Consider the following 22,640-nt stretch of genomic DNA (forward strand, 5'->3'; position numbering starts at 1 on the left):
GTCGCTTCAGGCATCCCCCTGAAGCATTTCCAGCATGGTGTGCAGCTGGTCCAGGCGCTGGGCCGGGTCATCGAGCGCAAGCAGCTGCAGCTTCTGCGCCGGCTCCAGCGGCAACAGGTAAGCCAGTTGATTGGCCAGTTGCTGCTGGCCGGTAACCACCCCCGCCATGGCCAGCTCCTCCACCAGCGGATGTTCGGCCAATGCGGCGTGCAGGGCGGCAAGGTCGGCATGCTCGGCCTGCAGCGGGCAGTCTGGCGGCTCCTGCAGCCACTGCACATCGGCAACGGTCAGCTGGTCAGGCAGAACCTGGGCACGCTCGACGCGAAAGCGCCGCCCGCCCTCGACACGAATACCCAGCAGTCCATTGGTGCGCTGTTGAAAGTCACGCACCAGCGCCTCACAACCAATGGCCGCGAAGCGGCTGGCGGCTTCGCCCACTTCCTCGCCCTCGACGATGCACACCACGCCGAACCCCGTGCCCTGCTTCATGCAGCGGCTGATCATGTCCAGATAGCGCGCCTCGAATATCTGCAGATCGAGCACACAGCCGGGGAACAATACGGTGTTGAGCGGGAACAGCGGGAGAGTCATGAGCGCGGCCTGTATCAACTCGATCCGGGGCATCAGGGATGGTCAGTCAGACTCTCACAGGAACATGACGATCGCCAGAGGCAAGAGCACGGCAGTGATCACCCCCATCAGACTCATCGCCAGCGCCGCGAAGGCGCCGCACTCGTCGCTCTCCTGCAGTGCGCGCGCCGTGCCCACGGCGTGGGCGGTGATGCCCAGCGCCATGCCCTGCGCCGCCGGGTGATGAACCCGGCACAGACGCAGAATGGACGGCCCGACGATGGCGCCGATGACACCGGTGATCATCACGAACACCGCTGCCAGCGCCGCGATACCACCGATCTGATCCGCCACCAGCATGGCGATCGGCGAGGTCACCGATTTGGGCGCCATACTCATCAGCATCAGCCGCTCGGCACCGAACAACCAGGCCAGCCCTGCCCCGAGCACGGTAGCGAAGGTACCGGCGATCAGCAGGGTGAGGATGATGGGCCAGAACAGCTGGCGAATCCGCCGCAGGTTCAAATACAGCGGCACGGCCAGGGCCACGGTGGCCGGGCCGAGCAGCAGGGTCAGCGCCGCGACGCTGCTGCGGTATTCGGCGAAGCTCAGGCGGCACAGCAGCAGGATGCCGATGACCGTGAGCATCGAGACCAACACCGGCTGCAGGAATACCCAGCGGGTGCGCTCGTAGGCGGCCATGGCCAACTGATAGGCACCGAGGGTGATGCCGATACCGAACAGCGGGTGATGGGTCAGCGCCTGCCAGGCGCCCTGCCAATCGGGGCTCATGCGTCCTCCCGGCGCTGCTGGCGCTCGATCAGTTTCTGCATCAGCCAGCCGGCGAAGGCCAGCGATACCAGCAGCGACAGCACCAGCGCGCCGACCACCGCCCAGAAATCGGCGGCAATATCACTGGCATAGGCCATCACACCCACCGCGGGCGGTACCAGGATCAGCGGCAGGTACTTGAGCAGACTGCTGGACGCCACGCTGAGCGGCTCGCCCACCTCGCCACGGACGACAAGAAAGACGAACAGCAGCAGCATGCCGATGATCGGCCCAGGCAGCATCGGTAACAGCAGCACGTTAAGAACGGTACCCAGCAGCTGGCACAGCACCAGCCAGGAAAGGCCGCGAAGCAGCATGTTTGAGGTCTCCACAAGACGAGCGATGGCCGCGCTTCCGCTCGCGAGTAGGCCGTTGAAAAATGTAGGCGAGGCAGTCAGTGCAAGGCAAAAACAGGCGAAAAAGCGGAGTTTACGAGCTGTAAATGAGCATTTTGAGCCTGTTTTTAACGCAGCAATGACCACGCAGGTAGTTTTTCAGCGGCCTACTAGAGGGGATTCCGGGCATCTATTGAGGGCATGTCGGCCATTATAGGCGCTATGCACCTTCGCTGGCCTCTGTATTGCTTCGTCAGGCTGACCTATGCCGCATCATTCAGTCCGCCTGGGCAGGCTTGACCCGCGGTCGCCCCCGTGCTGATCTAGGCCGCAACGGTTCCACGCACACAAGAAAAACACCCGCGTCCTCAAGGAGGAACTATGCCGTTCGTACCCGTAGCAGAGCTCAAGGACCACGTTGGCAAGGAACTCGGCAAGTCCGAGTGGCTGACCATCGATCAGGAGCGCATCAACCAGTTCGCCGAGTGTACCGGCGACCACCAGTTCATCCACGTCGACCCGGAAAAGGCCAAACAGACCCCCTTCGGCACCACCATCGCCCACGGCTTCCTCTCGCTGTCGCTGGTGCCAATGCTGATGGAAAAGATCATGATCATGCCGCAGGGGCTGAAGATGGCAGTGAACTACGGCCTCGACAGCGTGCGCTTCATCCAGCCGGTCAAGGTCAACTCTAAGGTGCGCCTGGTGGTCACCCTGACCGACGCCACCGAGAAGAACCCCGGCCAGTGGCTGCTCAAGGCCCGCGCCGTGCTGGAGATCGAAGGCCAGGAGAAACCGGCCTATGTCGCCGAGCCGATGACCCTCTGCTTCGTCTGATCCCACCCGGGCATCCTCTGTCGCTCCCGTTTTCCGTGCCATGCGCCGGAGCGGGAGCGATCCTGCATCCGTAAAGCGTGCGACTCGGCAGCGCAAGCCTGCAGGCTTGCGGCATACTGCGGAGCAAAGCACCGACCTGGACGTCCGCCATGAACCCCCTTGCCCTGCGCCTGCTGCCTCTTTGCCTGTCCCTGCTGATCGCCGGTTGCGAGGAAGCGCGCCCGCTGTTGCCGGCCAATGCCACCCTGCCCGATGGCGGCCAGTATCGCGGCGAGATCGTCGACGGGTTGCTGCAAGGCCCGGGACGTCTGGACTACCGCAATGGCAGCTGGTTCGTCGGCCAGTTCAAGGACGGCATGCTCGAAGGCAGCGGCGAGTGGCAGGGCCCCGGTGGCGAGCACTATCTGGGCGAGTTTCATGAAGGCATGTTCCACGGCCAGGGTACCCTGACCTACAGCGATGGCAGCCGCTACGAAGGGGGGTTCGAACGCAACAGATTCAGCGGCGTCGGCCTGCTGGAACAGGGCGGCCAGCGCTACCAGGGCGAATTTCTCAACGACCGCTTCCACGGCCTGGGCAAATTGGAAATGGCCGACGGCAGCAGCTTCCAGGGCCAGTTCGTCAAGGGTCAGCCGGAAGGCCAGGGTGTACGCATCGACGCCTATGGCAACCAGTTCAGCGGCGTATTCGCGCAGGGCCTGCTCAGCGGCCAGGGCAGCTACCACAACGCCGATGGCGACAACTATAGCGGCGGGTTCAAGAATGACGAGTTCCATGGCAAGGGCCGCTACCAGAGCGCCAGCGGCGAGACCTGGGCCGGAGAGTTCGTCGAAGGCGTGATGCAGGGGCCCGGCGAATACACCGACGGCGACGGCACGCGCTACCTCGGCGAATTCGCCGACTGGCAGTACCAAGGCCAAGGCCTGCTCACCCGACCCGACGGCAGCGCCTACCGCGGCCATTTTTCCGGCGGTGAATACAATGGCGAGGGCACCCTGACTCTGGCCGATGGCAGTCGCCAGTCCGGCACCTGGCAAGGCGGGCGACTGATACGTGACGAACAGGGCCAGGTGTTGCCCGACAGCCTCGAGCTGGGTCTGCTGCGACAGGGACAGCTGCTCGATGAGGCCATCGCCGCACTCCCCGCCTCGACACCGGCACGCGAACTCTATGCGCTGACCCTGGCGGGTGACGGCAAGCAGAGCGTATTCATGCGCGAGGCCGACTATGTCAGCAGGCTGATGCGCGATCGTTTTGGCGCCTACGGCAGCATCGACCTGGTCAACCACCGTGATCATCTCGCCGACCGTCCGCTGGCTACGCGCGAGAACCTTACTCGCGCGGTCCAGGCTCTTGCCGAACGCAGTGGCGAGGAAGATCTGATCTTCATCTACCTGACCAGCCATGGCTCGCGCCGCCACGAACTCAATCTCGACCAGCCGCGCCTGCAACTTGCCGACCTGCCGGCCAGCGAGCTGGCGGCGCTGCTGGCGCCACTCAAGCAACGCAACAAGGTGGTGGTGATTTCGGCTTGCTACTCCGGCGGTTTCATCCCACCACTGAAAGACGAAAAGACCCTGGTGATGACCGCCGCACGCGCCGACCGGGTTTCCTTCGGCTGCAGCGAGGAGAACGACTTCACCTATTTCGGCCGCGCCCTGTTTGCCGAGGCTCTGGGCGAAACCGACAACCTGGAACGGGCCTTCGAACTGGCCAAGGAACGCGTCGCCGAGCGTGAGCAGAGCGATGGCTTCGAGCCTTCCGAACCGCAGATCTGGGCGCCACGCGGCGTACTCCAGCACTGGCGCGATCTGCGTCAGAGCCAGGCCGAGCGCGCGCTCGGTGCCGTGGCCAGTGGTCCGGCAAAGGACTAAGCTGAACTGTAACGGACAAGAGACAATTGCATGTACCTGACCCCGCAGCACATTCTTATCGCCGGCGCCACCGGACTCACCGGTGAGCACCTGCTCGACCGCCTGCTCAGCGAGCCGACGGTCGCCCGCGTGCTGGCGCCGACCCGTCGACCACTGGCCGCCCATCCGCATCTGGAAAACCCGGTGGGTGATCTGCAGGCACTGCTGCCGCAACTATCCGGCCAGGTCGATACCGCCTTCTGCTGCCTGGGCAGCACCATCAAGCAGGCCGGCTCGCAGGAGGCCTTTCGCGCCGTCGACCACGACCTGGTGCTGGCTTTCGCCCGTCGCGCTCGCGAGCTGGGGGCACGGCATCTGGTGGTGATCAGTGCGCTGGGCGCCAATCCCAACTCGTCCGTGTTCTACAACCGCGTCAAGGGCGAGACCGAGCAAGCGTTGAAAGCCATGGACTGGCCACAACTGACCATCGCCCGTCCGTCGCTGCTGCTCGGGGCACGCCATGAGTTTCGTCTTGGCGAGCGCCTCGCGGCTCCCCTGCTGCGCTGGCTGCCAGGCAAGTACCGTGGCATCGACGCCTCCGCCCTGGCCCGCGCCCTCTGGCGTCTGGCTCTGGAAGAGGAAGACGGTGTGCGCGTGATAGAGTCTTCCGACCTGCGCCGACTGGGGCGCTGATGCCGTGGATGAAGCGATGAAACCGACAAGCCTGATCGAGGCCCTGCAAGACGCCGACATGCTCGAGATCGACGGCCTGTATGCCTGGCAGTTCGACCTCGACACCGAACTGCTGGCGCAGATCAGCGCCGGTACGGCAAGCAGCGACAGCGCTGCCAAACCCTTGCTGCAGGTGCACTGCATTGATGGTCGCGAACGCCGCCTGTGGAAGTTCTCCCTGGCTTCGGTACAGGCTGCGCGCTATAGCGAAACGGACGACAGCTGGTTGATCGAAGGCAGCGAAGTCAGTCATACCCTCAAATGCTTTGCCGCCTATCGCGGCGACAACGATGAGGGCGATGAAGGGCAGGACGAAGCCTGAACCATGGGCCTTTATGACCGCCATATCCTGCCGCACCTGATCGATCTCGCCTGCGGCATGGGCGCGGTAATGAAGGCACGTTCGCAGATCGTGCCGCTGGCGCACGGTCGCGTGCTGGAAATCGGCATCGGCAGCGGACTCAACCTGAGTTTCTACGACCCACAGCGGGTCGAGGTGGTGGTCGGCGTCGACCCGTCCGCGGAAATGCAGAAGCTGGCCCGCGAACGCGCCGCACGTTGCCAGGTGCCGGTGGAAATGATCGCCCTGGAACTGGGGCAGATTCAGGCGGCGGACGCCAGCTTCGACGACATCGTCTGCACCTTCACCCTGTGCACCATCCCCGATGCCATCGCCGCCCTGCGCGAAATGCGCCGCGTACTCAAGCCTGGCGGGCGCCTGCTGTTCTGCGAACACGGTCTGGCGCCGGATCTGCCGGTGGTGCGCTGGCAAAAGCGCCTGACGCCGCTGTGGAAACCGCTGGCCGGCGGCTGCCATCTGGATCGCGACATACCCGCGCTGATAGGAGCCGGCGGCTTTCATATCCGCGAGCTGAGCACCGGCTACCTCAAGGGGCCAAGGCCGATGACCCACGTCTATCGCGGCTGGGCAGACTGAGACGAGCGCGGTGGGCAGGCGCGGCCAGACCATCTACCCTTGAAAGTCAGCTTTCCCACGAGGTGTCCGATGCCTGAGTACAACGCTCCCCTGCGCGATATGCGCTTCGTCCTCCATGAAGTCTTCCAGGCGCCGAGCCTGTGGGCACGCCTGCCGGCCCTGGCCGAAACCGTCGATGCCGACACCGCCGACGCCATCCTCGAAGAAGCGGCCAAGGTCACCGGCGGCCTGATCGCCCCGCTCAACCGCAGCGGCGACGAAGAAGGCGCACAGTGGGTCGATGGCGACGTGCGCACCCCGATCGGTTTCCGCGAGGCCTATGCCACCTACACCGAAGGCGGCTGGGTCGGCCTGTCCGGCAACCCGAATTACGGCGGCATGGGCATGCCCAAGATGCTCGCTGTGGCCTTCGAGGAGATGCTCTACGCCGCCGGCTCCAGCTTCGCGCTGTACTCGGCGCTGAGCTCCGGCGCCTGCCTGGCCATCGACGCCCACGCCAGCGAAGACCTTAAAACCACCTACCTGCCGCCAATGTACGAAGGCCGCTGGGCCGGTTCCATGTGCCTGACCGAGGCCCATGCCGGCACCGATCTGGGCATCATCCGCACCCGCGCCGAGCCGCAGGCGGACGGCAGCTACAAGGTCACCGGCAGCAAGATCTTCATTACCGGCGGGGAACAAGACTTAACGGAGAACATCATCCACCTGGTGCTGGCCAAGCTGCCGGACGCGCCGGCCGGGCCGAAGGGCATCTCGCTGTTCCTGGTGCCCAAGGTGATGGTCAACGCCGATGGCAGCCTCGGCGCGCGCAACGCCGTGAGTTGCGGCTCCATCGAACACAAGATGGGCATCAAGGCCTCGGCCACCTGCGTGATGAATTTCGACGGCGCCACCGGCTACCTGATCGGCGAGGTCAACAAGGGGCTGGCGGCGATGTTCACCATGATGAACTACGAGCGTCTGTCCATCGGCATCCAGGGCATCGGCTGCGCCGAGGCTTCCTATCAGTCGGCGGTCAGCTACGCCCGCGAACGCATCCAGAGCCGCGCCGCCACCGGCCCGGTGAACCACGACAAGGTCGCCGACCCGATCATCGTCCACGCTGACGTGCGTCGCATGCTGCTGACCATGAAAGCGCTGAACGAGGGCGGCCGGGCTTTTGCCTGCTACGTCGGTCAGCAGCTCGACCTGGCCAAGTACGCCGAGGACGCTAGCGAGCGGCAGAATGCCGAAGCCCTGGTCGCCCTGCTCACCCCGGTGGCCAAGGCCTTCTTCACCGACACCGGGCTGGAAAGCTGCGTACACGGCCAGCAGGTGTTCGGCGGCCACGGCTATATCCGCGAATGGGGTCAGGAGCAGCTGGTGCGCGACGTGCGTATCGCACAGATCTACGAGGGCACCAATGGCATTCAGGCGCTCGACCTGCTGGGACGCAAGATGGTGGCCAACGGCGGCGCCGCGCTGCGCCTGTTCGCCGCCGAGGTGCGCGACTTCGCCCACGCCCATGAATCGCCTTACCGCGAACGCCTGATCGAAGCCCTGGAACGCCTGGAGGCGGTCAGCGGCTGGCTGCTGGAGCAGGCCAAGAGTGAGCCCAACGCCGTCGGCGCCGCCTCGGTGGAATACCTGCACCTGTTCGGCTACGTCGCCTACGCCTACATGTGGGCGCGCATGGCGGCGGTGGCGCAGGGCAAGCAGGGCGAAGACGAGGCCTTCTATGGCGGCAAGCTGGCCACCGCCGAGTTCTTCTTCGCCCGTCTGCTGCCGCGCACCCTGAGCCTGGAGGCGAGCATTCGTGCCGGCAGCCAGCCGCTTTATGGTCTGGCTGCCGAACAGTTCTAACGATTGCCGATCGGGCGGGTCGCCCCGCCCCTGACAAATCGAGAACGCCGGGGCAGCGTCTCTTCTATCTGTCGTGACTTTTACTCCGAAGGGGCCAACAGTCACGAAGCGAGACGAAAAAGGCCGCTATGGGCTCGATGAAGCGGTAAAAGCGGCCCTTCTGCTGGCAGACTGACGCCATCGGGCCTTGACGATCCGGCCATGCAGCGCGAGCATGGCCGCTTGTTTTTTCGCCGTGGTCACGACCCCACAAGCGCACCGAGAAGGGCTGCGCCTGGCCAGCATCCGGCTGGCCATCGTGTCGTGCCCACTTCGACAGCACTGGGGAACCGCTTCATGAGCCTCGCCTCTGTACGCGCCTTCTTCGCCGCCAAGGCGCCCGACATCGCGATCATCGAACTGCAGACCAGCACAGCTACCGTGGCGCTAGCGGCCGAAGCGCATGGCGTATCGCCGGGGCAGATCGCCAAGACCCTGGCCTTTCGCATCGCCGAGCGCGACGTGTTGATCGTCGCCCGCGGTGACGCGCGCATCGACAACCGCAAGATGAAGGAATGCTTCGGCGCCAAGGCGCGCATGCTCGATGCGCCAACGGTGATCGAGCTGACCAGCCACCCGGTCGGCGGCGTCTGCCCGTTTGGTCTGGCCACGCCCTTGAGCGTCTACTGCGACCGCTCGCTGCTGGCCTTCGACGAAGTGCTGCCGGCTGCCGGCGCCACCCACAGCGCCGTGCGCATCACCCCGCAACGCCTGGCCGAGCTGGTGGACGCCGAGTGGATCGACGTGTGCCAGGAAGTGGAAACGGAAGCCTGCTGATCCCGGATTGCGTCCGGGCTACAGTTTTCCAGACACCGCAGCCTTCCGTAGCCCGGATGCAATCCGGGGCCGGTTATCAGAAAGTGGCGTATCTCGTTGGCCTACAACCCGCCGCTGACGCCCAGACTCACACCCAGCGCAGTAGCCAGCGAAAACGGCAGCAGCAAGGTATCGAGCAGCGCACTGGCCGGCAGATCCAACCCCGGATAGCGCGGTGCCTCGGCGCCGAAACGATCCAGCGGGCAGCAGCCGCCATTGATGGTGTACCAGTCCAGCCGGGTACCGGCGTAGACCACCGGCGCACCGGGCTTGGCCGCGTCCAATGTGCGTACCGTGGCGCAGCCGGTCAGGCTCAGCAACGCCAGGCCGGCGACCAGCCCTCGCCTCATCCGCGCGTGACCCGGATCTCGACCAACTTGCCGTCGAGAAAGCGCAGGTAACGATACATGCCGTTGCTTGGCCCGTAGACCCACTGTTCCACCGTTACCCCGCCACCTTGCGGACTGCTGGGTGGGATCACCTCGCGGTGGTCAGGCTCGCCGCATTTGCGTCGGACATCCACCGTCAGATCGCCCTCGTTTATCAGCGTAGTGCCGCAGCGCATCGAAGCCTGCGCAGCAGGCATCATAGAAAGGGCCAGCAGGCAGCCCAACAGGTAACGATTGGCCATGGACATTGATCTCCCTATTCGTCCGACACCATATGATGCTCGCCCCAACGCGGCAGCATGTCCTGGGGTATGCCCAGGCAGTTGAGGATACGCGCAACCACGAAATCCACCAGATCATCCAGCGTTTGCGGCTGGTGATAAAAGCCGGGCGAAGCCGGCAGGATGGTCACGCCCAGGTTGGACAGCTTGAGCATGTTCTCCAGATGAATGCTCGAATACGGCGCCTCGCGCGGTACCAGAATCAGCTGGCGACGCTCCTTCAACGCCACGTCGGCGGCGCGTTCGATCAGGTTGTTGCAGGCACCGGTGGCGATGGCCGACAGGGTACCGGTTGAGCACGGCACCACCACCATGGCCGTCGGCGCGCCGGAGCCGGAGGCCGCTGGCGCCATCCAGTCTTCCTTGCCGTAGACGCGGATCTGCCCCGGCGCTGCGCCGGTGTATTCGGTGAGGAACTGCGCCATGGCCTGCGGCTTGGCCGGCAGCGCCACGTCGGTTTCGGTGGCCATCACCAGTTGCGCGGCCTTGGAGATCAGAAAGTGCACCTCGCGCTCTTCCTGCACCAGGCAATCGAGCAGGCGCAGGCCATATTGCGCACCGGAGGCGCCGGTCATGGCCAGGGTTATTCTCTCGGGGCCAGACATCTATCCCTCCAGAGCTGCTGCCAGCTTGCCGTGCAGGCCGCCGAAGCCGCCGTTGCTCATGATCACCACCTGGGTGCCGGGGCGTGCCAGGGCCTTCACGCCGTCGATGATCGACTCCAGCGAGTCGCATACGCGCGTCGGATTGCGCGCCTGCGCCACGGTGGCCGCCAGATCCCAGCCGAGATTCGGCGGCGCGTACCAGAACACCGCATCGGCCTGCTCGGCCGACTCGGCCAGGCCGTCGCGATGAGCACCGAGCTTCATCGAATTGGAGCGTGGCTCGATCACCGCGATCACCTGGATATCATCGCCGACACGCTTGCGCAGGCCATCGAGCGTGGTGGCGATAGCCGTGGGATGGTGGGCGAAATCGTCGAAGATGGTCACGCCACCGACTTCGGCGACCTTTTCCATGCGCCGCTTGGCGTTGATGAACTTGCCCAGCGCCTCGATGCCCAGCGCGGGCACCACACCAACATGGCGCGCTGCCGCGAGCACGGCCAGAGCGTTGGCAACGTTGTGCTGGCCGGTCAGTTGCCACTCCACCACGCCCTCGACCTTGCCATCGAAGCTCACCTCGAAGCGCGAGCCATCGGCGCTGAGCAGGCGAGCCTGCCACTGGCCGTCTTCGCCGGTGGTCTGCACAGGTGTCCAGCAGCCCATCTCGATCACCCGCGCCAGCGCGGTTTCGCTGGCCGGGTGGATGACCAGGCCCTCACTGGGAATGGTGCGTACCAGATGATGGAACTGCCGCTCGATTGCCGCCAGGTCCGGGAAGATGTCCGCGTGATCGAACTCCAGATTGTTCAGGATCGCGGTGCGCGGGCGGTAGTGGACGAACTTGCTGCGCTTGTCGAAGAAGGCGCTGTCGTACTCGTCGGCCTCGACCACGAAGAACGGGGTTCCACCCAAACGTGCGGAAATACCGAAGTTCTGCGGCACGCCACCGATCAGAAAGCCCGGGCTCATACCTGCATGCTCCAGCACCCAGGCCAGCATGCTCGAGCTGCTGGTCTTGCCGTGCGTGCCGGCCACCGCCAGCACCCAGCGGCCCTGCAGCACATGGTCGGCCAGCCACTGCGGGCCGGAAACGTAGGGCAGGCCCTTGTTCAATACATATTCGACTGCCGGGTTGCCGCGGCTCATGGCGTTGCCCACCACCACCAGATCGGGCGCTGGCTGCAGGTGCGCCGGGTCATAGCCCTGCATCAGTTCGATGCCCTGGGCTTCGAGCTGGGTGCTCATGGGTGGGTAGACATTGGCGTCGGAGCCGGTGACGCGGTGACCGAGTTCCTTGGCCAGAACGGCGAGCGAGCCCATGAAGGTGCCGCAGATGCCGAGAATATGGATGTGCATGAATGACCTCTATAAAGCCCGACGCAGGGGCGTGAAGCGATGGCGGCAGGTTAGCACAGCGCCCAGCGGGCGGCTGCTGTGCCCTGCTCAGACCCAAGCGCCGCGGGCAAGTTGCCGATCAGCCGAAATCAAACGCTTGCTTGGATTGCGCATTCAACTGGCTTTGAGGCAGCATCGGCTGGTCTGCTGGCACAACAGCTGCATCGTCCATCCAGTTCAATCACAGAAGCCGAGGCCCACCATGCGCATCGTCCAAGCCACCCTGGAGCACCTGGACCTGCTGACCCCGCTGTTCGTCAAATACCGCGAGTTCTACAACGAACTGCCCTACCCCGAGTCGTCACGCAAGTTCCTCGAGAAGCGCCTGCGGCGCAAGGAGTCGGTGATCTACCTGGCCCTGGCCGACGACGAGGACAAGCTGCTCGGTTTCTGCCAGCTCTACCCCAGCTATTCGTCGCTGTCGCTCAAGCGCGTGTGGATCCTCAACGACATCTACGTGGCCGAGGATGCGCGGCGCCAACTGGTCGCTGATCGCCTGCTGCAGACCGCGAAGAAGATGGCCAGGGACACCAACGCCGTGCGCATGCGCGTGGCCACCAGCCGCGACAACGAGGTGGCGCAGAAGGTCTACGAGTCCATCGGTTTCGTCGAGGACGAGCAGTTCAAGAACTACGTGCTGCCGATCAATTCCGACTGATCGAGCCACCGCTGCGGCTGCTAACCATCAGCCGCCAAGACCGAGTAACAGCCCCAATAGCAGCGGCAACACGAGCAGCCCCGATGCTGCCAGACGTACGGGCTGCAGGGGCGCACGCCGTAGCGCCTGGCTGCGCCGCTGCTGTAAGGGCTGCTGCAGCGCCAGCTGAAACTCCGAAAGCGCCTCGAAACGCGCCTGCGGCTGCGGCGCCAGCGCACGGGCCAATACCCCATCCCAACCTTGCGGCACCTGAACAGCGAAGCTGGCCAAGGGCACATAGCAGTGGCCGGGGCCGACATCCTCACGCGCCGCTGCTGGCCATTGCCCGCACATCAGCCAGTAGACCAGAGCCGCCAGGGCGAACTGATCCGCACGACCGTCCAGCGCACGGCCGCCTCGCAGCTCGGGCGCCAGCGGCACCGCCTGTTCGGGTAGCGGCTGCCGCGCAACACCCGGAAGAATCGCGGCCGCGCCTGGCAACAGCATCACCTGTCCGTCATCGCCGAGCAGGATCTGCCTGGGGTTGAGCCATAACCCCTGCATGCCGCGGCGCTGCAGCGAGCGCATGGCGGCGATCAACTGCGTCACGATGCGCAGCAGCGTTTGTGCATCCGGCGAGCCCCGGGCGGCGACCCAATCGAACAGGTTGCGCATGCCGCGTAGCGGTTTGGCCATAGCCAGGTATGCATGGCTACGTGCCTGGTGCATCGAGAGTACCTGCGGCAAGGCCTGTTGCGGGCTGCGTCGCAAGGCCCACTCGCGCTGCCAGAACGCCTCGTCGGCGTCCTCGTCGGCGAACCAGAGCACGGCTTCTCGCCCGTCAGCATCGCGGCCGACGAACATGCGCCCAGACGGGCCATAGGGGCATTCGCGCAACAACGTCCAGCCATCGACTTGCTGACCGCAGACAATCTGCCTCAGTGCGGGTCTTGCCGGCGCTGGTAGCAGCACTGGCGGACATTGTCTTTCACCGATGCGTAGCAATACCGCAGCACCTGGAGCCTGCAGCAAGGGTTGCAGCATCGCGTCCAGCGTCATCTCCGCCGGGGTACGCAGCCGTTGCAGATCGCTGACGTCGAGCAGCGGCTGTGGCGCCAGCAACAGATGCTCATAACGCCTCGGCTGCAGACTGTGCTGAATCAGCGCCAGCTCGGCCTGAGTACCGAGGGCCTGGCCCTCGCGTCCGGGCAGTATCTGCAGACCATTCGCCTGCGCACGCGCCAGGCCGACACTGCCGGCCTGCAGAAACTGCCAATCGTCGCCCTGAACCAGCAGGACACCGGCATGCAGCTCGGCAATACCGCGCCCGCCCTGCTGGCGGCGAAACAGTTGCAGATTCAGCGCCGCCAACACCTGGCGCGCTGCCTGGGTTTCACTCCAGCCCTGCGGCGTGCAGCGAAAATCGGCGAACAGCGCATCGAGTTGGCGCTCCAGGCTGTGCACCACGTCGGGGCAGTGGCGCGCCCAAAGGAGCATCACCAGCAATAGCGGCGGGCGCTGCTGGCGCCCTGCCAGCCACATCGCCCGAGCTCGCGCGGCCTGGTGCGGCAGGTCCAGCCCGGTACCGGATACCAGGGTGATTCCGGGATGTTCCAGCAATTGCAGCGCCATGCTCAGCCCTCCTGCTGCAGCGAAGCTGCCGGTGGTGTTGCAGCCTTTGTGCCGACTTGTCGCCAGGACCGAGCCCCCTTATGGTGGCCGAATGTTTCCAACGAGCCTGCATGCATGTGGTCCTTCAAGGCCTGGCGCCGTCGTCGCACCCTCGAACGCAACCCTGTCGACCCTGCCCACTGGGCGGAAGTACGCAGACGCCTGCCGATCCTCGATGGCCTCGACGAACGCGAGGAGCAGCAGCTTCGCGAGCGCGCCGTACTGTTCCTGCATGAAAAGCACCTGACGGCCCTGCCCGGCCTGCAGCTCGGCCCGGTCGAGCACCTGCTGCTGGCCGCCCAGGCCCAGTTGCCACTGCTGCACCTGGGCGATCTGGACTGGTATCAGGGCTTTCACGAGATCGTGCTCTACCCCGATGACTTCCTCAGCCCGCAACGCCACCGCGATGCCAGCGGCATCGAACATGAATGGGACGACGCGCGCAGCGGCGAAGCCTGGCAGCAGGGTCCGGTGATCCTCGCCTGGCCCGGTATCGAAGCCAGCGGCGGCTGGGAAGGCTACAACCTGGTAATCCACGAGCTGGCGCACAAGCTGGACATGCTCGAAGGCGGCGCCAACGGCCTGCCGCCGCTGCACCGCGACATGCGCGTGCAGGACTGGGCCCACGCCATGCAGAGCGCCTATGACGCCCTCAACGCAGAGCTGGATGCCAACCCCGAGGCGGAAACCGCCATCGACCCGTACGCGGCCGAAGACCCGGCGGAATTCTTTGCCGTAACCAGCGAATACTTCTTCAGCGCCCCGGATCTGCTCGCCGCGGCCTTCCCCGAGGTTTACCGGCAACTGGCGCTGTTCTACCGCCAGGACACCCTCGCCAGGCTGCAGCGTCTGCAGGTGGAACACCCCGACTACCGGACGGTCGAAACCGCGACCAATGGCTGATTCACACGACGTAGTAACGCCATGCGAATCCGCCTATAATGCGCCCCACTTTTTTGGCCCTCCCTGGGAGTTCACCCATGAGCTACAGCAAGATCCCGGCTGGCAAAGACCTGCCGAACGACATCTACGTCGCCATCGAAATCCCGGCCAACCATGCGCCGATCAAATACGAGATCGACCACGACACCGACTGCCTGATGGTCGACCGCTTCATGGCCACCCCGATGTTCTACCCGGCCAACTACGGTTTCATCCCGCACACCCTGGCCGACGACGGCGACCCTCTCGACGTGCTGGTCGTGACCCCTTATCCGGTCGCGCCGGGTTCGGTGATCCGCGCCCGTCCGGTCGGCGTACTGCACATGAGCGACGAAGCTGGCGGCGACGCCAAGCTGGTTGCGGTTCCGCACGACAAGCTGACCGTTCTGTACAAGGACGTTCAGGAATACACCGACCTGCCCGCGCTGCTGATCGAGCAGATCAAGCATTTCTTCGAGAACTACAAGGATCTCGAGAAGGGCAAGTGGGTCAAGGTAGAAGGCTGGGGCGGCGCTGAAGAAGCCCGCGGCCTGATCAACAAGGCAGTCGCGGCATACCAGAAGTAAGCCCTGACCACCTCCGAAAAGCCGGCCACAAGCCGGCTTTTTTATTGCCCGAAGAAATCCAGCAAGATCCTACAGCCCTAGCAAATACGCGCCTTACAGCTTAGCATCCGTCCCAAGACATCCCGTAGCCATCCATAAAATCCGCAACCAAGGTGTGGGTCAGAGTGTGGGTTGAGGGGTGTGGGTTGGAGTAGGAGCGAGTAATGGGCAAGCTGACCAGCAAGACCGTAGAGTCGATAGCCAAGGCTGCAACGCCAGGAAAAACCAATGATGGCGATGGCCTGTACTTCCAGGTATCCAAGAGCGGCGGCACCAGCTGGATCTTCCGCTACAAGCTGGATGGCCGCAGCCGCGAAATGGGGCTAGGCCCCTTCCCCGCCATCACACTCAGCCAAGCCCGGCAGTTGGCCGCCGACCAACGCAAGCTCCTCGCCTCCGGAAGCGACCCACTGGCAACCCGCGATGCGGCAAAGGAAGCCAAGCGCGAGGCCGAACGCCAGGCTGCAGCGCGTCGCACGACGTTCGAGGATCTCGCTCGCGAATACCAACAGGCACATGGCGGCAGTTGGTCTGAGAAGTGGCGAAAAGGCTGGCTGCGCAAACTGGAGCTCTACGCTTTCCCGACCATGGGCAAGTTGTCGGCTGACATCATCAGCACCGAGCATGTGCTTGCTGCATTGCAACCCATCTGGGTAACCAAGACCCGGACTGCTGATGAAATCAGAGGCCAGATCGAGCAAATACTGGATGCAGCCAAGGCCAGGCGCTTACGCGAAGGGGACAATCCTGCCCGCTGGCGCGGACACCTGGACAACTTGCTGAGCAAGGCAGAGAAAAAGAAGGCCAGGCAGCGCCAGCACTTTCCAGCACTGCAATGGAAAGACACCCCGAAGCTGATAGCCGCTCTAGCAAAAATCGATACACGTGACGCCATCGCAGCCAGGCTGCTGATTCTGACCGGCGCTCGTTACCACATGATCCAACATGCTCAATGGCCCGAGTTTGACCTCGAAGCTGGCACTTGGGCACTGCCGGCTGAGCGCATGAAGATGCGAAAACCTTTCGTCATTCCTCTATCGCCCCCGGTGGTCGAGATGCTGAAAAGCATGAATAAGACTCATTCAATATATCTTTTCCCTGGGCAAGGGAAGACTGGTGTCATGCATGGCAACGCCGTACGCAACCTGCTGCACAAGCTGGGGTATGCAGACATCACGAGACATGGCTTTCGATCCACCTTCCGGGACTGGGCAAACGAATGCACCAACTACCCGCGAGAGGTGTGCGAGCTTGCGCTTGCCCATGACGAACGCGACCAGACCGAGGCGGCCTATTCACGCTCGGACCTCTTGGAAAAACGCAGGGCACTAATGACTGACTGGGCCGAATTCTGCACGAGCCAACAGTGACCGTTTTCAATCACCCCTAAAGCAACACCCCTGAAACGACCTACTCTGTTAAGTGAGAGCCGATTCAGGGGTGGGCTTTCGCCCCCCATAGCGCAACGAAGTCCCATGGCTCATGACTCAAGGCCAGGTTAATCGTCAGCATGCGTAGCTTCTCAGCTACACATACTTTCAGCGTGACTTTTTCTTTGGCAGCACCAGCAATGAGTACAGCGTAAAGCTAATAAATCATGAGCACGCCAAGCATGACGCCTAACCGATATCCATGAAGCAATAGAACAAAAAACCAGCAAGGAGACCAATAATGAGAGCAGCCATATTAGTCTTGGCGACCCTGTATTCGACATCATCAATTGCAAATGGCTATTGTGAAAGCCGGGACACTCCCCGTGCAGTAATGCAGTGCTACGACGCTATAGCCCTTCCAGAAGTACAAAAGATGAAAGGCCTCTATGAAAAAATACGAAACCACCCAGCCACAACCCAAGAGGCACTACAGCAACTTGAATTCGACCATCAAAACTGGGCGGGGCTCATGGATGCGAGCTGCCGTGACTCACGCTGCGGCTATATAGCCCTGGTCAATCGTAACAATGCTCTGGCCACTCGCCTCGAAGCTCTAGGTCCTGTACAGGCAGGAAATCCAGCACCCGAAAGTTGCGTGGACGCCTGGATTGCTGCCTTTAGGAAAGAGGCGGGTGAAGAAGCACTAATCGTGAACGAACAACTCAATGAATGGAATGACTGGTGTGCAAGCGGGAAACACCCATAATCTGAGGGCGACGCCGGATCTGCACACCCATGGCCGGCTACAGCCTGAAGCAGCCAACCAAAACTAAGTGCTGACTGGCTGACCGATAAAAGCTAGTGGCACCCTTGGTTTCGCAGCTGCAAAACAGCCATTCGATTCAAAAAAATCTCAGCCACACATTACTGCAATGACATCACACCAATGAGGTTCGCCCCATGTCATTGCAGTGCCCTCGCTGTCACTCCCCCAAAGTTGCTTCCTTTCATCACGCCATGAAAACTGGTGCCACCATCGGCACGGTAGGCGGTGTTGCGCGTGGCGTCAGCGCTGCCCTGGCTGGCGGCCAGGCTGGCGCAGTTATCGGCGCATTCGCCGGCCCGGTCGGCATTACCCTCGGTTCCGTATCAGGCGCCATCCTCGCCGGCCTGGCGGGAGGTGTCGCGGGCTGCGCTCTCGGTGCTCAGCTCGGTGAGTCACTCGACCGCCACGTTCTGGCCCACAACCTCTGCCTGCTCTGCGGTCATCGCTTCAACCTCCCGACCTGATCGCCCCCTCTTCTCTCATCTCAGTCGTCCGGACGGTGCTGCGCCTCGCGCGGCGCTTTATGCCGGCTTGCATCCAAAGGAATCCCTCACATGGCACATCTCGTCGAAACCATGGCCTACGCTGGCGCCACCCCGTGGCACGGCCTGGGCAATCAGCTCACTCAGAAACAACCCATCGAAGTCTGGCAGCGCGAAGCCGGTATGGACTGGCAGATCCTGGAAAGCCCCGTGCACTTCAAGTCGGACGCCATCGGCCACCTGGGCGCGATCCATTCTTTCCCCGAACAGAAGGTGCTCTATCGTTCGGACACCAAGGCACCGCTGTCGGTGGTCTCGCACCGCTACCACACCGTGCAGCCCAAGGATGTGCTGGAGTTCTACCGGGACCTGACCGAGGTCTCCGGCTACGAGCTGGAAACCGCTGGAGTGCTCAAGGGCGGTCGCAAGTTCTGGGCGCTGGCGCGAACCGGCCAAGGCGCTGCAATCAAGGGCAACGACCAAGTGAACGGCTATTTGCTGCTGGCCACTTCCTGTGACGGCACTCTGGCCACCACAGCAACGCCCACCACCATCCGCGTAGTTTGCAACAACACCCTGACCATCGCCCTGGACGGCACCAGCCGTGCGATCAAGGTGCCGCACAGCACACGCTTCGATGGCGATCTGGTGAAGAAGCAGCTCGGTATCGCCGTCTCGCAATGGGATGACTTCATGTACCGCATGCGCCACCTGGCTGAACGCAAGGTGCAGTGGCATGAGGCACTGGGCTTCTTTATGAACGTGATGTGCGACACAAGCCCGACTGGCGCACTGCCGGAGCAACTGCCCAACGAACGCGCTCTGCGCAAAGTGCAGGAGCTGTACGAAGGTCGTGGTCGCGGCAGCCAGCTGGACTCGGCACGCGGCACCGCCTGGGGCTTGCTCAATGCCGTGACCGAGTACGTCGATCACGAACGCCGGGCACGCAGCACGGAATACCGCCTCGACTCTGCCTGGTTCGGCCAAGGTGCCCAGATCAAGCAACGCGCTCTGGATACTGCCCTGCAACTGGTCGCCTGACCTTTTTACCTACTCCACCCCATAACGCCCGACCCGCTTCGTTGCAGGTCGGGCGTTTCTATTTCTGCAAGGTGAACGCTATGAAAGCCACTTCATTGAATCGCAGCACCAGCAAATCTCGTCCAGCTCTGCGCCTGGTCAGCACTAAGGAGCTGCCGCGCGAGGACTGGCTGCAGATCCGCAAGCAAGGTATCGGCAGTTCGGACGCAGCTGCGGCAGTAGGGCTGAACCCCTATAAGTCGCAGCTGGAACTCTGGATGGAGAAGACCGGTCGCGATGCCAGCATGCCCAAGGCTGATCCTCAGGATGAGGAAAGCCCGATGTACTGGGGCAACGTGCTGGAGCCCATCGTAGCCTGGCACTACAGCAAGCGTACAAAGAACAAGGTACGTCGCATCAACGCCGTGCTGCAGCATCCCAATCCCGAGCTGTCCTGGATGCTGGCCAACATCGACCGCGAGGTGATCGGGGCCGACGATGTGCAGATTCTCGAGTGCAAGACAGCCGGCATAAACGGGGCACGCCTCTGGAAAGAGGGCGTGCCGGAGTATGTGCAGCTGCAGGTGATGCACCAGCTCGCCGTCACCGGCAAGCAGGCGGCGGATGTGGCGGTACTGCTGGGTGGTCAGACGCTGGAGATCCACCGTATCGAGCGGGATGAGCAGATGATCGCTAGCCTGATCGAGCTGGAGCGCCAGTTCTGGCACTACGTGGAGACTGATACGCCACCCCCTGCCGATGGCTCGGCTTCGGCGGAAATGGCGCTACGCAGCCTGTACCCGGAGGACAACGGCCAAGTCGTCGACTTCAGCCAGCATGCCGGGCTCAGCGCGGCTTACGTCGAGCTGAAAGCCGTACGTCAGTCGATTGCCGACAAGGAAAAACGCGAGGCTGAGCTAAAGCAGATGCTGCAGCAGGCCATGGGCGATGCCAGCCGGGCGGAGTTCTCCAGCGGCTACATCAGCTGGCGCAAGGCCAAGGACAGCATCGGCTTCGATGTCGCTCAACTGCTCAAGGACAAGCCCTACCTGCAAGCCAAGTACCCACTGCTGAAACCAGGTGCACGACGCTTCCTGGTGGGCTGAAACCCAACTACTCCATCCCTCCCCTTGGCCAGTCCATGCAGTTAGCGCTGCGTGGCTGGCCTTTTTTCATTTCCAGGAGACACACCATGCTCAAAGGTCTGGCTATCACCCCGCCGGTGCTCGGGCGGATTTCCATCGGCAAGGTCATCGAGAAGAACGGCAAACGGCTGCCGGAGAAGGATGACCAATTCACCATCACGTCCCAGGTGCAGGGTAAGGACGGCTGGCTGCTGCACCCTCTCAATGACGAGCTACGTCAGGGCAAGGACGACAAGCTGCGCAGCATTCCGGTACGTCTGCTGTTCAACGAACCGGAGCTGAACTTCAGGGCTGACTACACACTGTTCGACCGGCAATCGGGGCGTCCGATCTGCGTCGGCAATGGCGAGACCTGCAAGCGGGTCACGCAGGACGGCATGCAGTCGCTGCCCTGCCCTTCACCGGATGCCTGCCCACTGGCCAAAGGCGGTGCCTGCAAGCCCTACGGTCGACTGAACGTGGTCATTGGCGATGAGGATCCGCTGGGAAGCTTTGTATTCCGCACCACCGGTTTCAACAGCATCCGCACCCTCGCAGCCCGCCTGCATTACTTCCAAGCCATCTCGGGTAATCGCCTGGCCTGTCTGCCGCTGGAGTTGCGCCTGCGAGGTAAGTCGACTCGCCAGAGTCATGGCACGCCGATCTTCTACGCCGACCTGACAGTACGCGGTGGCATGGACATGGCTGAAGCGCTGGTGACCGCCAGTGAACTCGATTCGCGGCGGCAAGCTGCAGGCTTCGATCAAGCCGCCTTGGATGAGGCAGCACGACGCGGCTTTGGCAACGGAGCATTCGAAGACAGCGAGGAGGATGTCAGCGCCATCGTGGAAGAGTTCTACCCCGAGGGTGAAGCCCCTGCTGCAGCAACAATTTCGCAACTCAACCCCACCAAACCCAGCCTGACTGAAAAGCTCGATGCACAAGCTGCTCGTCAAACCCCACCCACAGACCGAGACCAAGGAGGCCGCCATGCGCCTGCACAAGCTGAAAGCCAGTGACACGACCGGCACCTACCTGGTCGAGTCGCCGGTGACGGAAAACGACATCCTGCTGATGGCCAGGCAACTGGCCAGTCTGCGCCTGCGCAAGGGACGTGCACTGACCTCGCCTAAGGAGGCGTTCAGTCACCTGCAGACGCTGCTGGCTGATTATGAGCACGAGGTTTTTGCACTGCTCATGCTCGACAGCCGACACCGGGTGATTGCGTTCGAGGAAGTGTTTCGCGGAACCCTGGATGGAGCCAGCGTCTACCCACGGGAAATCGTGAAGATCGCCTTGGAACACAACGCAGCGGCAATCATCCTGGTACACAACCACCCCTCAGGTGATCCCGAGCCCAGCCAGGCGGATCGCAATCTCACCACGAAACTGCAGGACGCACTGAATCTGGTCGGAGTCAGAACGCTCGATCACGTTGTGGTAGGCCAGGAGGATTGTGTGTCGTTGGCTGAGCGCGGCTACCTGTAAGGAGGTGCCAATGAAACTGCTGCTACGGACTGTTGCCTCGGCATTAATGTTTGCCGGGATCTTGGCCGGTTGTCTGGCGATATTGCTGCTGATGATTCTGATGGTGCGCTTTCCACCATTGCTGATTGCCGTGGTGTTGGCGTGCTGGATCTACCGGAAGCAGAAAGTAAGAATGAACCCTTGAACAGTGAGCCAGCGTGGGTAGTCGAAAGACTGCCTGCAATGGCTCCCTCTTTTTTCTTTTGCCCTGGTAGCTAACGCTTACCTGCTGCCTTGTAAGCTGCACTTCGTTCACGCTTGCCCACTGCGACCACAATCACAACCACCCGATCATCATCAATGGCTACCTGGGGGATCGCGGCCTGTCGCTGCGCCAGGGCACTATCGTCGATGCCACACTGATCCACGCGCCCAGCTCGACCAAGAACCAGGACGACAAGCGCGACCCGGAAATGCACCAGAGCAAGAAAGGGAACCAGTATTACTTTGGCATGAAGGCGCACATCGGCGTAGATGATGAGTCGGGGCTGGTACACAGCGTGGTAGGCACGGCAGCCAACGTGGCGGATATCACCCAGGTCGACAAACTGCTGCACGGTGACGAGAACGTCGTCTGCGCCGATGCCGGCTACACCGGCGTCGAAAAGCGCCCCGAACATGCTGGCCGCGAAGTGATCTGGCAGGTCGCAGCACGCCGCAGCACCTACAAGAAGCTCGATAAACGCAGCGCCCTGTACAAAGCCAAGCGCAAGATCGAGAAGGCCAAGTCACAAGTGCGAGCGAAGGTCGAGCACCCGTTTCGAGTGATCAAGCGCCAGTTCGGTTACGTGAAGGTGCGCTTCCGTGGCCTGGCCAAGAACACCGCTCAGCTGGTGACGCTGTTCGCGCTGTCGAACCTATGGATGGCGCGCCGACATTTGCTGACTACCGCAGGAAAGGTGCACCTGTAATGCGGAAAATGGCTGCTGCGAGGTGCTCGCGGCGGCCAAAAACGGAGAACTGAGCGGGTT

At 62.8% G+C, this 22,640-nt stretch carries 26 protein-coding genes and 1 pseudogene; 19 read left to right on the top strand and 8 right to left on the bottom strand.

What is annotated here, in order from left to right:
- Positions 1 to 6: 6 nt before the first annotated feature.
- From GYB81_RS20625 to GYB81_RS20635, 3 genes are read right to left on the bottom strand one after another with little or no spacing between them, the layout of a single operon-like run.
- Positions 7 to 591, bottom strand: a complete 585-nt coding sequence (locus GYB81_RS20625; protein WP_161867448.1) for an LON peptidase substrate-binding domain-containing protein — start codon at positions 589 to 591, stop codon at positions 7 to 9.
- Positions 592 to 645: 54 nt separating this feature from the next.
- A complete protein-coding gene (locus tag GYB81_RS20630; RefSeq protein WP_161867447.1) occupies positions 646 to 1,362 on the bottom strand; it encodes an LrgB family protein in 717 nt (238 codons plus the stop codon).
- Positions 1,359 to 1,718: a CidA/LrgA family protein gene (locus GYB81_RS20635; protein WP_161867446.1), complete on the bottom strand. Its 360-nt coding sequence runs from the start codon at positions 1,716 to 1,718 to the stop codon at positions 1,359 to 1,361. The genes GYB81_RS20630 and GYB81_RS20635 overlap by 4 nt, the downstream gene beginning before the upstream one ends.
- A 399-nt stretch (positions 1,719 to 2,117) precedes the next feature.
- Here GYB81_RS20635 and GYB81_RS20640 point away from each other — a divergent pair, with 399 nt between their 5' ends.
- From GYB81_RS20640 to GYB81_RS20670, 7 genes are all read left to right on the top strand, one after another.
- Positions 2,118 to 2,573 (top strand): MaoC family dehydratase, encoded by a 456-nt coding sequence (locus GYB81_RS20640; RefSeq protein ID WP_161897943.1) that lies wholly within the window; start codon positions 2,118 to 2,120, stop codon positions 2,571 to 2,573.
- Between the two features lie 149 nt (positions 2,574 to 2,722).
- Positions 2,723 to 4,447, top strand: coding sequence for a C13 family peptidase (locus GYB81_RS20645; protein WP_161867444.1), 1,725 nt, complete (start codon positions 2,723 to 2,725; stop codon positions 4,445 to 4,447).
- 30 nt (positions 4,448 to 4,477) lie between these two features.
- Positions 4,478 to 5,119 (top strand): oxidoreductase, encoded by a 642-nt coding sequence (locus tag GYB81_RS20650; protein WP_161867443.1) that lies wholly within the window; start codon positions 4,478 to 4,480, stop codon positions 5,117 to 5,119.
- A gap of 16 nt (positions 5,120 to 5,135) precedes the next feature.
- Positions 5,136 to 5,480, top strand: coding sequence for a DUF5629 family protein (locus GYB81_RS20655; protein WP_161867442.1), 345 nt, complete (start codon positions 5,136 to 5,138; stop codon positions 5,478 to 5,480).
- Positions 5,481 to 5,483: 3 nt separating this feature from the next.
- Entirely contained in the window at positions 5,484 to 6,095 is a 612-nt protein-coding gene (locus GYB81_RS20660) for a class I SAM-dependent methyltransferase (RefSeq protein ID WP_161867441.1), read from the top strand.
- A 69-nt stretch (positions 6,096 to 6,164) separates the two neighbouring features.
- Positions 6,165 to 7,937 carry an acyl-CoA dehydrogenase C-terminal domain-containing protein gene (locus tag GYB81_RS20665; RefSeq protein ID WP_161867440.1) on the top strand — a complete coding sequence of 591 codons (1,773 nt, stop codon included), beginning with the start codon at positions 6,165 to 6,167 and terminating at the stop codon, positions 7,935 to 7,937.
- Positions 7,938 to 8,273: 336 nt separating this feature from the next.
- Entirely contained in the window at positions 8,274 to 8,753 is a 480-nt protein-coding gene (locus GYB81_RS20670; RefSeq protein ID WP_161867439.1) for a YbaK/EbsC family protein, read from the top strand.
- Positions 8,754 to 8,854: 101 nt separating this feature from the next.
- Here GYB81_RS20670 and GYB81_RS20675 read toward each other — a convergent pair whose 3' ends face one another.
- Genes GYB81_RS20675 through mpl form a run of 4 tightly spaced genes read right to left on the bottom strand, consistent with a single transcriptional unit; the run spans position 8,855 to position 11,423 of the window.
- On the bottom strand, positions 8,855 to 9,142 hold the full coding sequence (locus GYB81_RS20675) for a YceK/YidQ family lipoprotein (RefSeq protein WP_012019737.1): 288 nt from the start codon (positions 9,140 to 9,142) through the stop codon (positions 8,855 to 8,857).
- Positions 9,139 to 9,423, bottom strand: a complete 285-nt coding sequence (locus GYB81_RS20680) for a DUF2845 domain-containing protein (RefSeq protein ID WP_232005492.1) — start codon at positions 9,421 to 9,423, stop codon at positions 9,139 to 9,141. Before GYB81_RS20680 ends, GYB81_RS20675 begins: the two co-directional genes overlap by 4 nt.
- Before the next feature lie 14 nt (positions 9,424 to 9,437).
- Positions 9,438 to 10,067, bottom strand: a complete 630-nt coding sequence (gene ubiX / locus GYB81_RS20685; RefSeq protein WP_148119056.1) for a flavin prenyltransferase UbiX — start codon at positions 10,065 to 10,067, stop codon at positions 9,438 to 9,440.
- On the bottom strand, positions 10,068 to 11,423 hold the full coding sequence (mpl, locus tag GYB81_RS20690) for a UDP-N-acetylmuramate:L-alanyl-gamma-D-glutamyl-meso-diaminopimelate ligase (RefSeq protein WP_161867438.1): 1,356 nt from the start codon (positions 11,421 to 11,423) through the stop codon (positions 10,068 to 10,070).
- 241 nt (positions 11,424 to 11,664) lie between these two features.
- Here mpl and GYB81_RS20695 point away from each other — a divergent pair, with 241 nt between their 5' ends.
- Positions 11,665 to 12,120: a GNAT family N-acetyltransferase gene (locus tag GYB81_RS20695; protein WP_161867437.1), complete on the top strand. Its 456-nt coding sequence runs from the start codon at positions 11,665 to 11,667 to the stop codon at positions 12,118 to 12,120.
- A 27-nt stretch (positions 12,121 to 12,147) separates the two neighbouring features.
- Here GYB81_RS20695 and GYB81_RS20700 read toward each other — a convergent pair whose 3' ends face one another.
- Positions 12,148 to 13,731 carry a serine/threonine-protein kinase gene (locus GYB81_RS20700; protein WP_161867436.1) on the bottom strand — a complete coding sequence of 528 codons (1,584 nt, stop codon included), beginning with the start codon at positions 13,729 to 13,731 and terminating at the stop codon, positions 12,148 to 12,150.
- Between the two features lie 114 nt (positions 13,732 to 13,845).
- Here GYB81_RS20700 and GYB81_RS20705 point away from each other — a divergent pair, with 114 nt between their 5' ends.
- The 11 genes and pseudogenes from GYB81_RS20705 to GYB81_RS20750 all read left to right on the top strand — a co-directional run.
- Positions 13,846 to 14,673 (top strand): M90 family metallopeptidase, encoded by an 828-nt coding sequence (locus tag GYB81_RS20705; protein ID WP_161867435.1) that lies wholly within the window; start codon positions 13,846 to 13,848, stop codon positions 14,671 to 14,673.
- Positions 14,674 to 14,750: 77 nt separating this feature from the next.
- Positions 14,751 to 15,278 (top strand): inorganic diphosphatase, encoded by a 528-nt coding sequence (gene ppa / locus GYB81_RS20710; protein WP_013717208.1) that lies wholly within the window; start codon positions 14,751 to 14,753, stop codon positions 15,276 to 15,278.
- A 203-nt stretch (positions 15,279 to 15,481) separates the two neighbouring features.
- Positions 15,482 to 16,687, top strand: a complete 1,206-nt coding sequence (locus GYB81_RS20715) for a tyrosine-type recombinase/integrase (RefSeq protein ID WP_037051483.1) — start codon at positions 15,482 to 15,484, stop codon at positions 16,685 to 16,687.
- 301 nt (positions 16,688 to 16,988) lie between these two features.
- A complete protein-coding gene (locus tag GYB81_RS20720; RefSeq protein WP_141239066.1) occupies positions 16,989 to 17,456 on the top strand; it encodes a hypothetical protein in 468 nt (155 codons plus the stop codon).
- 194 nt (positions 17,457 to 17,650) lie between these two features.
- Complete coding sequence (locus tag GYB81_RS20725) at positions 17,651 to 17,980, top strand: hypothetical protein (protein ID WP_037051480.1); 330 nt, start codon at positions 17,651 to 17,653, stop codon at positions 17,978 to 17,980.
- A gap of 90 nt (positions 17,981 to 18,070) precedes the next feature.
- On the top strand, positions 18,071 to 19,039 hold the full coding sequence (locus GYB81_RS20730; RefSeq protein ID WP_037051478.1) for a DUF932 domain-containing protein: 969 nt from the start codon (positions 18,071 to 18,073) through the stop codon (positions 19,037 to 19,039).
- An 80-nt stretch (positions 19,040 to 19,119) separates the two neighbouring features.
- Positions 19,120 to 20,124 carry a YqaJ viral recombinase family nuclease gene (locus GYB81_RS20735; protein ID WP_152489663.1) on the top strand — a complete coding sequence of 335 codons (1,005 nt, stop codon included), beginning with the start codon at positions 19,120 to 19,122 and terminating at the stop codon, positions 20,122 to 20,124.
- An 86-nt stretch (positions 20,125 to 20,210) separates the two neighbouring features.
- Positions 20,211 to 21,161 carry a recombination directionality factor gene (locus GYB81_RS20740; RefSeq protein WP_152489664.1) on the top strand — a complete coding sequence of 317 codons (951 nt, stop codon included), beginning with the start codon at positions 20,211 to 20,213 and terminating at the stop codon, positions 21,159 to 21,161.
- Positions 21,133 to 21,630, top strand: coding sequence for a RadC family protein (gene radC, locus GYB81_RS20745; RefSeq protein WP_009686157.1), 498 nt, complete (start codon positions 21,133 to 21,135; stop codon positions 21,628 to 21,630). The genes GYB81_RS20740 and radC overlap by 29 nt, the downstream gene beginning before the upstream one ends.
- A gap of 10 nt (positions 21,631 to 21,640) precedes the next feature.
- Positions 21,641 to 21,814: a hypothetical protein gene (locus GYB81_RS24520; RefSeq protein WP_172979186.1), complete on the top strand. Its 174-nt coding sequence runs from the start codon at positions 21,641 to 21,643 to the stop codon at positions 21,812 to 21,814.
- 148 nt (positions 21,815 to 21,962) lie between these two features.
- Positions 21,963 to 22,580 (top strand): annotated as a pseudogene (locus GYB81_RS20750) (IS5-like element ISPpu18 family transposase); the annotation flags it as partial.
- Positions 22,581 to 22,640 lie beyond the last annotated feature (60 nt).

The organism is Pseudomonas yangonensis, from assembly GCF_009932725.1.
Lineage (GTDB): Bacteria > Pseudomonadota > Gammaproteobacteria > Pseudomonadales > Pseudomonadaceae > Aquipseudomonas > Aquipseudomonas yangonensis.

Excerpts from the sequence above, each read along its gene's own strand:
- GYB81_RS20640 (WP_161897943.1), top strand. The coding sequence starts at position 2,118 with ATGCCGTTCGTACCCGTAGCAGAGCTCAAGGACCACGTTGGCAAGGAA.
- GYB81_RS20725 (WP_037051480.1), top strand. The coding sequence starts at position 17,651 with ATGTCATTGCAGTGCCCTCGCTGTCACTCCCCCAAAGTTGCTTCCTTT.
- GYB81_RS24520 (WP_172979186.1), top strand. The coding sequence starts at position 21,641 with ATGAAACTGCTGCTACGGACTGTTGCCTCGGCATTAATGTTTGCCGGG.
- GYB81_RS20630 (WP_161867447.1), bottom strand. The coding sequence starts at position 1,362 with ATGAGCCCCGATTGGCAGGGCGCCTGGCAGGCGCTGACCCATCACCCG.
- GYB81_RS20715 (WP_037051483.1), top strand. The coding sequence starts at position 15,482 with ATGGGCAAGCTGACCAGCAAGACCGTAGAGTCGATAGCCAAGGCTGCA.
- GYB81_RS20665 (WP_161867440.1), top strand. The coding sequence starts at position 6,165 with ATGCCTGAGTACAACGCTCCCCTGCGCGATATGCGCTTCGTCCTCCAT.
- GYB81_RS20680 (WP_232005492.1), bottom strand. The coding sequence starts at position 9,423 with ATGGCCAATCGTTACCTGTTGGGCTGCCTGCTGGCCCTTTCTATGATG.
- GYB81_RS20700 (WP_161867436.1), bottom strand. The coding sequence starts at position 13,731 with ATGGCGCTGCAATTGCTGGAACATCCCGGAATCACCCTGGTATCCGGT.
- radC (WP_009686157.1), top strand. The coding sequence starts at position 21,133 with ATGCGCCTGCACAAGCTGAAAGCCAGTGACACGACCGGCACCTACCTG.
- GYB81_RS20720 (WP_141239066.1), top strand. The coding sequence starts at position 16,989 with ATGAGAGCAGCCATATTAGTCTTGGCGACCCTGTATTCGACATCATCA.
- GYB81_RS20695 (WP_161867437.1), top strand. The coding sequence starts at position 11,665 with ATGCGCATCGTCCAAGCCACCCTGGAGCACCTGGACCTGCTGACCCCG.
- GYB81_RS20645 (WP_161867444.1), top strand. The coding sequence starts at position 2,723 with ATGAACCCCCTTGCCCTGCGCCTGCTGCCTCTTTGCCTGTCCCTGCTG.
- GYB81_RS20735 (WP_152489663.1), top strand. The coding sequence starts at position 19,120 with ATGAAAGCCACTTCATTGAATCGCAGCACCAGCAAATCTCGTCCAGCT.
- GYB81_RS20730 (WP_037051478.1), top strand. The coding sequence starts at position 18,071 with ATGGCACATCTCGTCGAAACCATGGCCTACGCTGGCGCCACCCCGTGG.
- GYB81_RS20660 (WP_161867441.1), top strand. The coding sequence starts at position 5,484 with ATGGGCCTTTATGACCGCCATATCCTGCCGCACCTGATCGATCTCGCC.
- GYB81_RS20625 (WP_161867448.1), bottom strand. The coding sequence starts at position 591 with ATGACTCTCCCGCTGTTCCCGCTCAACACCGTATTGTTCCCCGGCTGT.
- GYB81_RS20740 (WP_152489664.1), top strand. The coding sequence starts at position 20,211 with ATGCTCAAAGGTCTGGCTATCACCCCGCCGGTGCTCGGGCGGATTTCC.
- GYB81_RS20675 (WP_012019737.1), bottom strand. The coding sequence starts at position 9,142 with ATGAGGCGAGGGCTGGTCGCCGGCCTGGCGTTGCTGAGCCTGACCGGC.
- GYB81_RS20655 (WP_161867442.1), top strand. The coding sequence starts at position 5,136 with ATGAAACCGACAAGCCTGATCGAGGCCCTGCAAGACGCCGACATGCTC.
- GYB81_RS20670 (WP_161867439.1), top strand. The coding sequence starts at position 8,274 with ATGAGCCTCGCCTCTGTACGCGCCTTCTTCGCCGCCAAGGCGCCCGAC.
- ubiX (WP_148119056.1), bottom strand. The coding sequence starts at position 10,067 with ATGTCTGGCCCCGAGAGAATAACCCTGGCCATGACCGGCGCCTCCGGT.
- mpl (WP_161867438.1), bottom strand. The coding sequence starts at position 11,423 with ATGCACATCCATATTCTCGGCATCTGCGGCACCTTCATGGGCTCGCTC.
- GYB81_RS20635 (WP_161867446.1), bottom strand. The coding sequence starts at position 1,718 with ATGCTGCTTCGCGGCCTTTCCTGGCTGGTGCTGTGCCAGCTGCTGGGT.
- GYB81_RS20705 (WP_161867435.1), top strand. The coding sequence starts at position 13,846 with ATGTGGTCCTTCAAGGCCTGGCGCCGTCGTCGCACCCTCGAACGCAAC.
- GYB81_RS20650 (WP_161867443.1), top strand. The coding sequence starts at position 4,478 with ATGTACCTGACCCCGCAGCACATTCTTATCGCCGGCGCCACCGGACTC.
- ppa (WP_013717208.1), top strand. The coding sequence starts at position 14,751 with ATGAGCTACAGCAAGATCCCGGCTGGCAAAGACCTGCCGAACGACATC.